Origin of the sequence: Streptomyces sp. NPDC021115 (genome assembly GCF_044333065.1) — a bacterium.
Taxonomy (GTDB): Bacteria; Actinomycetota; Actinomycetes; order Streptomycetales; family Streptomycetaceae; genus Streptomyces.
Window position 1 is genome coordinate 15,846 of sequence record NZ_JBIRQF010000040.1, and the last position, 13,106, is coordinate 28,951.

6 protein-coding genes are annotated in these 13,106 nt (G+C 72.9%); 4 read left to right on the top strand and 2 right to left on the bottom strand.

From position 1 onward, the window contains the following. Positions 1–12: 12 nt before the first annotated feature. The 4 genes from ACH4TL_RS45585 to ACH4TL_RS45600 all read left to right on the top strand — a co-directional run bounded on the left by ACH4TL_RS45585 (position 13) and on the right by ACH4TL_RS45600 (position 6,807). The gene (locus ACH4TL_RS45585; protein WP_398331831.1) at positions 13–1,443 is read left to right on the top strand and encodes an NAD(P)/FAD-dependent oxidoreductase; all 1,431 of its coding nucleotides are present in this window, start codon (positions 13–15) and stop codon (positions 1,441–1,443) included. Positions 1,444–1,454: 11 nt separating this feature from the next. Beyond that, complete coding sequence (locus ACH4TL_RS45590; RefSeq protein WP_398331828.1) at positions 1,455–5,378, top strand: type I polyketide synthase; 3,924 nt, start codon at positions 1,455–1,457, stop codon at positions 5,376–5,378. Further along, the gene (locus ACH4TL_RS45595) at positions 5,375–5,785 is read left to right on the top strand and encodes an acyl carrier protein (RefSeq protein ID WP_398331825.1); all 411 of its coding nucleotides are present in this window, start codon (positions 5,375–5,377) and stop codon (positions 5,783–5,785) included. The genes ACH4TL_RS45590 and ACH4TL_RS45595 overlap by 4 nt, the downstream gene beginning before the upstream one ends. Before the next feature lie 155 nt (positions 5,786–5,940). Then, on the top strand, positions 5,941–6,807 hold the full coding sequence (locus ACH4TL_RS45600) for an alpha/beta fold hydrolase (RefSeq protein ID WP_398331822.1): 867 nt from the start codon (positions 5,941–5,943) through the stop codon (positions 6,805–6,807). Positions 6,808–6,868: 61 nt separating this feature from the next. On the opposite strand, the gene ACH4TL_RS45605 is transcribed toward ACH4TL_RS45600, so the two are convergent. Both ACH4TL_RS45605 and ACH4TL_RS45610 read right to left on the bottom strand, forming a co-directional pair. Then, a complete protein-coding gene (locus ACH4TL_RS45605) occupies positions 6,869–11,806 on the bottom strand; it encodes a type I polyketide synthase (RefSeq protein WP_398331846.1) in 4,938 nt (1,645 codons plus the stop codon). 84 nt (positions 11,807–11,890) lie between these two features. Continuing rightward, positions 11,891–13,106: type I polyketide synthase (locus ACH4TL_RS45610; protein ID WP_398331819.1), on the bottom strand; the 1,216-nt coding region annotated here is incomplete at its 5' end.

Below are 13,106 nucleotides of genomic sequence, written 5' to 3' on the forward strand. Positions count from 1 at the left end.
GTAAGCAGAACCATGACCGAACCGAAGCGCGGAATTGTCCTGGGTGGCGGCTGGGCGGGGATGCTGGCCGCCCATGTGCTCACCCGCCATCTGGAGAGCGTCACCGTCGTGGAGCGCGATGTGCTGCCGGACGGGCCCCGCCATCGCAAGGGCTCGCCCCAGGCGCGCCATGTCCATGTGCTGTGGTCGAGTGGCGCCCGTATCGTCGACGCGCTGCTGCCGGGCACGATCGACCGGCTGCTGGACGCGGGCGCCCGCCGGGTCGGCTTCCACCAGGACCTGGTGACGCTGACCTCGCACGGCTGGCAGCACCGCTTCCCGCCACGGCAGTACGCCATCATGTGCACCCGGCCGTTCCTGGACTGGATCGTGCGCGACCAGATCCTGGCGGCCGGGCGGATCTCCGTACGGTCGCGCGCCGAGATCCTCGACCTGGCCGGGGACGGCAAGCGGGTCGCCGGGGTGCGGGTACGGGACATGGACACCGGAGCCCTGGAAACCCTGGAAGCCGATCTGGTGGTCGACGCCTCGGGGCGCGGCTCCCGGCTGCGGCACTGGCTGTCGGCGCTGGCGCTGCCCCCGGTCGAGGAGGACATCGTCGACGCGGGGATCGCGTACGCCACCCGGGTGTTCCGCGCGCCGCCGGGGGCCACCGTCGGATTCCCCGCCGTCAATGTGGCCGCCGACCACCGGGTGCGCGAGCCCGGTCGCTTCGGGGTGGTCTATCCGCAGGAGGACGGCACCTGGATGGTGACCCTGTCCTGCACCCGTGGCGCCGGGCTGCCCACGCACGACGACGACTTCCTGCCGTACGCCCAGACCCTGCGCCATCCGCTGGTGGCCGACCTCATGGCGCTGGCCGAGCCGCTGACCTCGGTGGCGGTCTCCCGCGTCGGTGCCAACCGCCGGCTGTATCCGGAGCGGCTGGACACCTGGCCGGAGGGGCTGCTCGTCCTCGGGGACGCGCTGGCCGCGTTCAACCCGATCTACGGTCATGGGATGAGCGCCGCCGCGCGCAGTGCCGCCGCGCTCGACGCGGAGCTGGGGCGGTCCGGATACGAACCGGCGCGGACCCGGCGGGTGCAGCAGGCCGTCAGCGCCGTGGTGGACGACCCATGGATCATGGCCGCGTCCAAGGACGTCGAATACGTCAACTGCCGTACTCAGGTGACCGATCCCCGGCTGACCGGCGGGGCGGTGGCACGGCAGCGCTTCTCCGACCTCATCTCCGACCGGGCGATCCGCGCCTCCGCGGTGTGCGACGTGGTGACCGATGTGATCAGCCTGACCGCGCCGCAGTCCGAGCTGGCGTCCAGCCGCTTCCTGTCGCTGATGCACCGGGACCGGCCACTGCCGGAACTCACCGCGCCACCGCTGCGCCCCGAAGAACTCGCCCTGGTGGACCTCAATCCGCGCAGCACGGTGGCCGGGCGACCGTCATGACGAAACCGGTCATGACGAACGAGGAAAAGCTCGTCGACTACCTCAAGTGGACGACGGCCGAACTGCACGAGGCCCGGCAGGAGCTGCGGGACCTGCGGTCGGAGCGGGAGGACCCCATCGCGCTCGTCGGCATGGCCTGCCGTTTCCCCGGTGGCGTGCGGACGCCGGAGCAGCTGTGGGATCTGGTGGCCGGTGAACGCGACGCCGTCTCCGGCCTTCCCACGGACCGCGGATGGGATCTGGAGCGGCTTCACGATCCCGGCCCGGGCCGCAAGGAGACCTCGTTCGTCCGCGCGGGCGGCTTCATCTATGACGCGAGCGCCTTCGACGCCGGGTTCTTCCACATCGGCCCGCGCGAGGCCGCGGCCATCGAACCGCAGCAGCGGATGCTGCTGGAGCTGGCCTGGGAGGCCACGGAGAGCGCGGGCATCGATCCGCAGTCCCTGCGCGGCAGCTCCACCGGCGTGTACACGGGTGTGATGTACCACGACTACGTCGCACGGCTGAGCGAGATCCCGGCGGATCTGCTGGGGCAGGTGGGGAACGGCAGCGCGGGAAGCGTGGCATCGGGCCGGATCGCGTTCACGCTGGGTTTGCGCGGCGCGGCCGTCACCCTGGACACGGCGTGTTCGTCGTCGCTGGTGGCGATGCATCTGGCCGCGCGGTCGCTGCGGCAGCGGGAATGCGATCTGGCGCTGGCGGGCGGGGCCGCCCTCATGTACACCCCGAGCGTGTTCCACGCGGCGCCCGGACAGCATCAGCTAGCCCCCGACGCCCGGTGCAAGTCCTTCGCGGACGCGGCGGACGGCATGGTGTACGGGGAGGGCGCCGGTCTGGTGCTGCTGGAACGGCTGTCCGACGCGCGGCGCCACGGCCATCAGGTGCTGGCGGTGCTCCGCGGTTCGGCGATCAACCAGGACGGTGCCAGTACGGGAATGGCCGCGCCGAACGGCCCGGCCCAGCAGCAGCTGATCCGGGACGCGCTGGCCAACGCCGGGCTGTCGGCGGCCGACGTGGACGCGGTCGAGGCGCACGGCACCGGTACCGCGTTCGGCGACTCCATCGAGGTGCAGGCGCTGCTGGCCACCTACGGTCAGGAGCGGCCGCCCGAACGCCCCCTGCTGCTGGGGTCGGTGAAGTCGAACATCGGGCACACCCAGGCAGCGGCCGGGCTGGCCGGTGTCGTCAAGATGGTGCTGGCCATGCGGCACGGGGTGCTGCCGCGCTCCCTGCACATCGACCGGCCCACCCGGCTGGTGGACTGGCGCAGGGGCGCGGTGCGGCTGCTGACCGAGCGGACGGCGTGGCCGGTGCGCGAGGAGGGCCCGCGGCGCGCCGGGGTGTCCTCCTTCAGCGCGAGCGGCACCAACGCCCATCTGATTCTGGAGCAGGCGACCTCGCCCGTTTCCGACGACGGCGCTGCTGGGGATGCCGGAGTGGTGCCCTGGGTGCTGTCCGCGCGTGATGGGGCCGCGTTACGGGGCCAGGCGCGGGCGCTGGCCGCCCATGTGGCCCGGGATGCGGGGGTGTCGCCGCGCGATGTGGGGTGGTCGCTGGTCGCGACGCGGTCGGTGTTCGACCAGCGGGCCGTCGTGGTCGGTGAGGGGCAGGACGAGTTGCGGGCCGGGCTGGAGGCGCTGGCGGCCGGTGAGCCGCATCCGGCCGTGGTCGGGCCGGGTGTGGTGCGTACGGGCGGGGCGGCGGCCGCGCCACGCAGGACGGTGTTCCTGTTCGACGGCTTCGGTGACTTTGGTGACGGCCGGTGTCCGGCTTGGGGTCGCGAACTGTACGACCGCTTCACAGTGTTCGCCGCCGCCTACGACGAGGTGTGCATGCTGCTGGGGACGGCGGGGGAACGTCCACCGCCGGGCTCGGGGGCCGGGCTGTTCGCGCTGCACATCGCGCTGGTCCGGCTGCTGGAGGCCGCCGGGGTACGGCCCGATGCGGTAGCCGGTTGCGTGGTAGGCGGCGATTCCGTCAGTGAGATCGCCGCCGCCCATGTCGCCGGTGTCCTCGATCTCTCCGACGCCTGCCGCCTCGTCGCGGCCGGTCCCGGCGAGCTCCCCCGCGTCATCGACACGGTGTCCCTGCGCCGCCCCACGCTCCCGGTTCTCGACGGCGCCACCGGCCTGCCCGTCGATGAACACATCGGCACGCCCGGCTACTGGTGCGGCCGCGACACGGCCGCCCCGCGCCCCGGGGCCCCGGACCTGGGCGCGGCCGGTGTGGTCTGGACGCTGAGGCCCGGGCGTGGTCTGCCGGAGGGGGCGGCGCCGCTGGTGCTGTCGCCGTTCGGTGGTGGCGGCGAGCGGTCCGAGGTGCGCGGGCTGTTGTACGCGCTGGCGCGGCTGCACACCACGGGCGCCACCGTCGACTGGGCCGTCCTCTTCGACGGCGCCACTCGGCCGCGTACCGTCCCCCTGCCCACCTACGCCTTCCAGCGGCAGCGGTTCTGGCTGGAGGACGCACCCCGGGCGGGCACCGCACCGGTGGCCGAGACATGGGTGGACACCGAGTTCTGGGACGCCGTGGAGCACGGCGACGTGGCTGCCCTCACCCGGACCCTCGATGTGCCAGCGGAGCGGCACGGCCTGCTGCGGGAGATCCTGCCCGCGCTGACCGCCTGGCGGCGGCAGCGGCAGTGGCGCCACCGGATCGTCTGGCAGGCCATGAGCGAGGTGGTGGCACCGCGGCTGTCCGGCACCTGGCTCGTCGTGTCGCCCGGCGGCCCGCCCGCCGACGCCGTTACGGGCGCGCTGCGCGAGCACGGCGCCGATGTCGTCGTACTCGCCCCGGACGGCTCGTCGGCGCGCACCCTCGCCGAACGGATATCCGACGCCGCCACCGGGGGGTTCGTGGCGGGTGTGCTCTCGCTGTCGGCCCTGGACGAGTCGCAGCCTCCTCCCGACGACGGACCGAGCCCGGCCCTTGCCTCGACCATCTCTCTGGTCGAGGCGGTGGAGCGGGCCGGGCTCGAGGCCCCGGTGTGGGTGGCCACGCGCGGCGCGGTCAGCGTCGGGCGCGGGGATCCGGTGACCCGCCCGGAGCAGGCCCAGTTCTGGGGTCTGGGCCGCGCCCTCGCGGTGGAACACCCGCGGTGCTGGGGCGGGTCGGCCGATCTGCCGGACCGGTTCGACGCACGGGCCGGACGGCGGCTGGCGGGAGTTCTGGCGGGCCTCCACGGCGAGGGCGAAGTGGCCGTCCGCGCCGACTGCTGCTTCACCAGCCGTCTGGTAGGCGACGTACCCGGGCGCGCCACCACGGGGGGCCACACCACGCCGCAGGGCTGGCGGGTGCACGGCACGGTGCTGGTCACGGGGGCGGCCACCGCCCTGGGGGCGCACACCGCCCGATGGGTGGCCGGTGCGGGGGCGGATCGTCTGCTGCTCCTCGACACCACGGCCCCGGCTGACAGCCTGCTCGCCGAACTGGCCGCCTCGGGCACGCAGGTGTCCGTGGCCACCGTCGACCCGGCCGATCCGGACGCGCTCGCCGCCGCCGTGGCCGGGCTTCCGGCCGACGCGCCGCTGACCGCGGTGCTGCATCTTCCGGCCCTTGCGCCCGAGGAGACCGGGCCGCTGGAAGCGGCACGGATCGAGCGCACGTGGCATGCGGCGGTGGCGGGGGCGAGGAATCTGTGCGCCCTCAGTCTGAAGAGCGACCTGTCGGCCTTCGTCCTCAGCTCCTCGGTCGTGGGCGTGCTGCCCGGCCCGGGGCTGGGCAACCAGGCTCCGGCCCACGCCTATCTGCACGCGCTCGCCCAGGAGTGCCGGGCGCGGGGCGTCCCGGCGACCGCGGTGTGCTGGGGCGCCGCAACGTCTGCACTGTCCCCGCGATCGGCGGCCGCCCTGCTGCGGCAGGCGGTCGTGGAGGACGCGGTGTCCGTGGTCATCGCGGACATCGACCAAGCACCCACCAGGCGGGAGAAACGATGAACGCATTCACCGCGGTCAATGGCAGCGCCCACGGCGATTCCTCCGACCACGAACCGAACGGATCCGCGATGCACACGGAACAGAGCGAGACCCATCTCGACAGCGCGGCCCTGCACCAGGCGCTCGCCATCGCCACGGCGCAGGAGCGAGAGGACATCCTGCGGGAGACCGTACGGGCGCAACTCGCCGTCGTCCTCTCCCCCACCCCCATCGACGACGACAGCAATTTCCTCGAAAACGGTCTCACCTCGCTGACCGCGCTCGAACTCACCCGCAAGCTGATGACGCTCACCGACGTGGAAATTCCCCTCGTCGCCATTCTGGAATATCCCACCCCGGCCCGTCTCGGCCACTATCTCGCCGAGGCGTACGCGGCCATCAACAGCGGGGACGGCGCCACAGCATAGTGGCCCGCGATGCGGCAGGACGCCGGGCAGGAGGGGCCAATCCCTCTCCCGCCCGGCGTCTCCCTTTCCCTCATATTCTTAAGTGCCGCTAATGCGCGGACACTTGACCGCAACAGACCTCGAAGCGCCTGCGGCTATCCGGATAGAATTTCTGCATGGATCTTTCCGTGCCCGTAACCGACGATGTGAAGTTGCATTTCCGACACCGGCCTGGAACCGCATCCCCTGTCTTCCTCCTGGTCCATGGCATGGCCTCGAATGCCCGTATGTGGGACGAGGTCGCCGACCATCTGGCCGCCGGGGGCCATGCGGTGTACGCGGCCGATCTGCGCGGCCACGGCGAGTCCGACACCCCGGAGAAGGGGTACGACACACCGACCGCCGTCGCGGACCTGGTGGCGGCCTGCGCCGCCCTCGAACTGTCCGAGGTGGTGGTGGCCGGCCACTCCTACGGCGGCAACGTGTCGGTGCGGCTGACCGCCGAGCATCCCGAACTGGTGGCGGGGCTGGCCCTGGTCGACGGCGGCTGGCTCGAACCCGCCAAGGTCTTCCCCTCGTGGGAGGCGTTCGCGGGCGCACTGCGCCCGCCCGCTCTGGACGGCGCCACCGTGCAGAGCGTGAGCGACTACTTCCGGGAGATCCACCCCGACTGGTCGCCGGCGGCGATCGAAGCGGCCGTGGCCACCATGCGGGAGAACCCGGACGGCTCGCTGTCCCGGCGTATGACCCTCGAACAGCACACGTCGATGCTGCGCAGCATCTGGGACGAGCCGCCGAGCCCCTGGTACCCGGCCATCTCGGTGCCCACCCTGCTGATGCCCGCCATCCCCAAGGGCGCGGACCGGCAGTGGGCTGAGCGCATCCGCTCGCGCATCGAGACCACCACGGCCGGGCTGCGCGCCGCGACCATGCGCCCATATCTGGACTCGGAGCACGATCTGCACGCCCAGCACCCGCAGCGGGTGGCGGAGGATCTTCTCGACCTGGCCCGTACGGTCCGGCGGGCCCCTGACCTTCGATGACCGTCCCAGTGATGAGCCCCCGTACGGCACGCCGCACGGGGGCTCATCACTGGAGCGCCGGTCAGGTGCCCAGTTCGCGGTCGATGAGGGCGAACACCTCGTCGGCGGTGGCGGCGGCCAGATCCTGCTGCTCGTCCGCCGGTGTCCCCTCGTTGTACTTCCAAAGGATGCCCTGTAGGCGGTTCACCAGACCGGCGCGGCGCGGGTCTTCGGCCGCCATTCCGGCCAGCGCCGCCTCCAGCGCGTCGAGGTGTCCGACCCCCGGGTGGGCGGTGGCGGACTCCTCCGGAGCCAGCTGGGCAAGCAGGTAGCCCGCCAGGGTCTCCGGTGTCGGATAGTCGAAGACCACCGTCGTCGGCAGGCTCAGTCCGGTGGCGGCGCGCAGCCGGTTCCTGAGTTCCACCGCCGCGATCGAGTCGAAGCCCAGCTCCTTGAACGGCCTGCCCGGGTCCACCGCCTCCGGCGCCGGATAGTGCAGTACGGCGGCCACGTGGCCGCGTACGAGGGCGAGCAGCCGTCCGGCCCGCTCGTCCTCGTCCAGCGCGGCCAGCTCCTCGCGCAGCGCCCCGGCGCCGTCCAGACCGGTCTCCCCATCGGCTCGCTCCTGTGCGGCCTCGATGGCGTGGCGCGCGGTCGGCACCGTGTCGAACAGCCTGCTCGTCCGGGCCAGAGTGAACAGGGGTGCGAAGCGTTCCCAGGTGACATCGGCGATCGTCATCTGCGGATCGTCGTGGTCGAGCACTTGGCGCAGGGCGTTCAGCGCCCATCGGGGGTTCAGGGGCGACAGCCCCTGGCGCCGGGAGCGCTCGGTGTGCGGGGCCAGCGGGTGCGGCGTATCGCCGCCGCTCTGCTCCGTGTCAGCGCCGTCCGGCAGGTCCCACAGCCCCCAGGCGATCGATACCGTGGCCCGGCCCTCGGCCCGTCGGCGTTGCGCGAGCGCGTCGAGGTGGGCGGTGGCGGCGGCGTACGAGGCGTGGTCCTTGCTGCCCCATGCCGTCGCGACGGTGGAGCAGTAGATGACGGTGTCCTCGGGACCGAGGCCGCACGCGGCCTCAACCTCCGCTTCGGAATGCGTGAGTTGAGCGGAGATCTCATCGGCCAGCCGCTCCGGTGTCAGCTCGGTGAGCGGGGCCAGCGGCGTCAGGGCACCGGAGTTCGCGGTGTGCACGACGGTCCCGATGCGGCCGCCGTCCGACACCAACCGTTCGACGGCACGGACGGCACCCGCCCGGTCTCCGGGCGCGCAGTCCGCGATCGTCAGCTCGGCGCCGAGCGCGTCCACCTCGGCCTTGAGCGCGGCGGTCCCGTCTCCCGCCAGCTGGCCCAGCAGGATCACGCGTTTCGCGCCGCTTGCCGCCGCCCAGCGGGCGATGTGGGACGCCGGGCCGGTGGGGTCGCCGGTGATGAGCACGGCGTCGTGCGGTGTCCAGGTCCGTGGGGGCACTCCGCCGCCGATCGGGGCGGGGGCCAGCCGCCGCCCGTACGCCCCCGAGCTGCGGAGCGCCACCTGGTCCTCGCCGGACGCCCCGGTGAGCAGGGCCCGCAGCCGGTCCGGGTCCACCGCGTCGGGGCTCGCGGGGAGGTCGAGCAATCCGCCCCACAGGGTGGGGTGTTCGAGGGCGGCGACCCGGCCGAGCCCCCAGAGCTGGGCCTGTGAGGGAGCAGTCACGGGGTCGGTGTCGCCGATGGACACCGCTCCGCGGGTGGCGCACCACAGGGGCGCCGTGACGTTCGCGTCCACGAGCGCTTGCAGCAGGGTGAGCGTGCCGGTCAGACCGGTGGCCGCGCCGTGGGCCTGAGGGTGTGCGGACGTGTCGAGCGCCAGCAGGGACAGGACACCGGCAGGTGGCGCCGCATCGGCGTACCGGTCGTGCAGCAGCTCCGTGAGCCGCGCCCGGCCGGTGTCCTCGGTGACGGTCAGCTCCTCCACCTGCCCGCCACCCGCGCCGAGCGCCTGGACGCAGGTGTTCACCCAGGCGTGCGCACCGTCGGTCGGGCGGACGACGAGCCAGGTGTGCGGGCCATCCGGAGCGTGGTCGGTGAGGGGCTGCCACTGGATCCGGTAGCGCCAGGAGTCCACGAGGGACCGCTCACGCCGTTCGCGCCGCCATGCGGAGAGCACCGGCAGCACCGTGCCCCACGACGAGCACGCGCCGCCGCCATCGGGGAGCCGCAGCGCTTCGGAGAGCGCCCGCAGATCCTCGCCGTCGACCGCGGCCCAGAACCGGATCTCGTCCTCGTCCGTCCCCGGCGCCGCGTCGAATGATGGCATCGAGTCGGGCAGCCAGTACCGCTCCCGCTGGAAGGCGTACGTGGGCAGGTCGACAGTGCGCGGGGCCGCCGCGCCGGTCGGGTGGAGGGTCGTCCAGTCGACGGCGGCTCCGGCCGTGAACGCCTGGGCCAGGGACTCCATCAGCTGCGCCCGGCCCCCGTGGTCACGGCGCAGCGTGGGCACCGTGACGGCCTCGACACCCGTGTGCTCGAACGTCTCCTGCATCCCGAGGGTCAGCACGGGGTGGGTGCTGGCCTCGATGAACGCCCGGTGGCCGTCGGCCAGCAGCGCCTCGACGGCGTCGGCGAACCGTACGGGCTCCCGCAGATTCGTCACCCAGTAGCCGCTGTCCAGGGTGGCGGTGTCGATCCGTCCGCCGGTGACCGTGGAGTAGAACGCCACCTTCGACGCGCTCGGCCGGATTCCGGCCAGAACCTCGGCCAGTTCCGCGGCGATCTCGTCGACCTGCGGGCCGTGCGAGGCGTAGTCGACGTCGATCATGCGCGCTCGCGCACCTGTTTCCCGGCAGGTGGCCACCGCGTCGGCCACCTGTGCCGGAGGTCCCGAAATAACCGTAGAGGAAGGGCCGTTGACGGCCGCCATGCCGACGTCGGCGGCCCGGTCGCCGAGCCCGACCAGCAGCGTACTCGCCTGCTCCCGGCCCAGGCCGAGGGACGCCATCGCCCCGCCGCCCGCCAGCCTGCGCAGCGCCCGGCTGCGCAGCGCCACGACCTTGGCGCCGTCCTCCAGGGACAGCGCCCCCGCCACCACCGCCGCCGCGATCTCGCCCTGGCTGTGGCCGACGACCGCGGCGGGTGTCACGCCGTGCCCGGCCCACACCGCCGCCAGGGAGACCATCGCGGCCCAGAGCACGGGCTGCACCACATCCACCCGGCTCATGTCGGCCGCGCCCGCCACGCCGCGCAGGACGTCGGTGAGCGACCATTCGACGTACGGCGACAGCGCCCGTTCACACTCCGCCACACGCTCCGCGAACAGGGGCGAGCCGTCGAGCAGCCCGGCTCCCATGCCCGCCCACTGCGAGCCCTGGCCCGGGAACACCAGCACCGGCCCCGGCTCGCCCGCCACGGCGGCGACGCCGGGGTGGACCACGCCCGGGTGCGCTTCCCCGGCGGCGAGCGCCGTGGCGGCCGCCAGCAGCGTGTCCCGGTCCTCGCCGAGCACCACGGCCCGGTGGTCGAACAGCGTCCGTGTGGTGGCGAGCGACCAGCCCACATCGGCCACGGGCAGCTGCGGCTCTTCCGCCACCCGCGCCGCCAGCGCCGCCGCCTGTCCCCGCAGAGCCCGCTGGCTGCGGGCGGAGACCACCCACGCGGTGGCGACGGCGGACGCGTCCGGCACCGCATCGTCTGCGGTTTCGGACGGCTCGGGCGCCTGCTCCAGGATCAGATGGGCGTTGGTGCCGCTGATGCCGAACGACGACACTCCCGCCCGGCGCGGACGCTCGCCCCTCGGCCACGCCACCCGTTCGGTGAGCAGCCGTACCCCACCGCCCTCCCAGTCCACGTGCGGTGTCGGCTCGTCGATATGCAGGGTGACCGGCAGCGTCTCCCGCCGGAGGGCCATCACCATCTTGATCACACCGGCCACGCCCGCCGCGGCCTGGGCGTGGCCGATGTTCGACTTGAGGGAGCCCAGCCACAGGGGCCGGTCGACCGGGCGCTCCCGGCCGTACGTGGCGAGCAGCGCGTGCGCCTCGATCGGATCGCCGAGGGAGGTCCCCGTACCGTGTGCCTCCACCGCGTCCACCTGATCGGCGGCGAGGCGCGCGTTGGCCAGGGCGTGCCGGATCACCCGCTCCTGCGCCATGTCGTTGGGCGCGGTCAGCCCGTTGCTCGCGCCGTCCTGGTTGACGGCCGAACCTCGGATGACCGCCAGCACCCGGTGGCCGTGGCGGCGTGCGTCCGACAGGCGCTCCAGCAGTACGAGCCCGACGCCCTCGGAGAAGCCGGTGCCGTCGGCTGCCGCGGCGAACGACTTGCAGCGCCCGTCCGGGGCCAGCCCGCGCTGCCGGGAGAACTCGGCGAAGGCGGTGGGGGTCGTGAGCGCGGTGACCCCGCCCGCGAGCGCCAGGTCGCATTCGCCCTGGCGCAGCGCCTGGCTGGCCAGGTGCATGGCCACCAGGGACGAGGAACACGCGGTGTCCACCGTCACCGCGGGCCCCTCAAGCCCGAAGGTGTACGCCACGCGGCCGGACACCACGCTGGTGAGGCTCCCCGTGGTGGCATACCCCTCGAAGCCCTCGGGGATCCGCGGCAGCCGGGACAGATAGTCCTGGCTGGACACCCCGGCGTAGACACCGGTCGGGCTGCCCTTCAGCGAGGTGGGGTCGATGCCTGCCCGTTCCAGCAGCTCCCAGGACACTTCCAGCAGCAGCCGCTGCTGCGGGTCCATCGCCAGCGCCTCGCGCGGGCTGATGCCGAAGAACTCGGAGTCGAAGCGGTCGGCGCCGCGCAGGAATCCACCGTGCCGGACATAACTGGTGCCGGGGTGGTCGGGGTCCGGGTGGTACAGGCCCTCCAGATCCCAGCCGCGGTCGGTGGGAAACGCCTCGATCCCGTCGCCGCCCGAGGACACCAGCTCCCATAACTCCTCGGGCGAGCCCACCCCGCCGGGATAGCGGCAGGCCATGCTCACCAAGGCCACTGGCTCCTGGGCGCGCTCCTCCATGTCCCGTACCCGCTGGCGGGCCTGCCCCAGGTCCACCGTGACCCGCTTCAGGTATTGGCGGAGCTTTTCTTCCGTACCCGACATCAGTCCTCACTCATCACGCTACTCGTGGTCAAGTGGTCAAGAAGGCAGTTCCCGGTCGATGAAGGCGAACAGTTCGTCGTCCGACGCGGCTTCCATGGCCTCGCCGTCCACGGCCCGTTCGAGGCCGGTCTCGGTGGCGCCGTCGCCGAGCCGCCACAGCAGGGCCTCCAGACGCTTCGCCAACCTGCCGCGCGTCTGGTCGTCGGGGACGAACCGGGCCATCGCCCCTTCCAGCTTCTCCAGCTCACCGAAGACGGGGGCGGGAGTGTCCGCGGCCACGGGACACAGCTGTTCGCGCAGGTCGGCGGCGATGGCCGAGGACGTCGGATGCCGGAAGATGAACGTGGCGGGCAAGCGCAACCCAGTTGCCGCGGCCAGCCGGTTGCGCAGCTCGACGGCGGTCAGCGAATCGAATCCCAGATCCTTGAACGGGGTGTCGCTGTCCACCGCCCCGACATCGGTGTGCCCCAGCACCGCCGCCGCCTGGATGCGTACCAGGGTGAGCAGTTCGCGGTGTTGTTCGTCAGGCGGCAGTGCGGTGAGCCGGCCGACCAGCCCCGCGGCGGGCGCGCCGGTGGCAGCGGTTCGCCGTGCGGCGGCCCGTCGTGGTTCGGCGATGAGTGCGCGTAGCAAGGCCGGGAGCGCGTCGGCGGGCTGTGCGGCAAGGGCGCGGACGTCGAGGTCGACGGCGGTCGGCTGAGGATCGCCGTGCCAGCAGGCGGCGTCCAGCAGGTGCAGTGCCTGTTCGCCGGACATCGCGGCGATTCCGGACCGGGCCATCCGGGCCAGGTCGGTCTCGGCCAGATGGCCGGTCATCCCGCTGGCCTCGGCCCACAGTCCCCATGCCACCGATACACCGGACAGGCCGAGAGCCTGGCGGTGGGATGCGAGGGCGTCGCAGAAGGCGTTGGCCGCGGCGTAGTTGGCCTGTCCGGGGCTTCCCATGACCCCGGCGGCCGAGGAGAACATCACGAACATGGCCAGCGGAAGGTGCGCGGTGGCGGTGTGCAGATTGGCCGCGGCGGTGGCCTTGGCTCCCCACACCCGCGCCAGCCGCTCCGGCGATTGCGAGGTGACGACGGCGTCGTCCAGCACGCCCGCGGCGTGGACGACGCCGGTCAGGGGGTGGGCCGGGTCGATGCCCGCGATGAGGTCACTGACAGCGGCGCGGTCGGACACATCGGCTGCGATGATCCGTACGTCGGTGCCCAACTCATGCAGCCGGTTGGCCAGTTCTTTCGCACCGGGGGCG

What these genes read in the sequence shown, in the direction of transcription:
- ACH4TL_RS45590 (WP_398331828.1), top strand. Translation starts at nt 1,455, where the DNA reads ATGACGAACGAGGAAAAGCTCGTCGACTACCTCAAGTGGACGACGGCC.
- ACH4TL_RS45600 (WP_398331822.1), top strand. Translation starts at nt 5,941, where the DNA reads ATGGATCTTTCCGTGCCCGTAACCGACGATGTGAAGTTGCATTTCCGA.
- ACH4TL_RS45595 (WP_398331825.1), top strand. Translation starts at nt 5,375, where the DNA reads ATGAACGCATTCACCGCGGTCAATGGCAGCGCCCACGGCGATTCCTCC.
- ACH4TL_RS45585 (WP_398331831.1), top strand. Translation starts at nt 13, where the DNA reads ATGACCGAACCGAAGCGCGGAATTGTCCTGGGTGGCGGCTGGGCGGGG.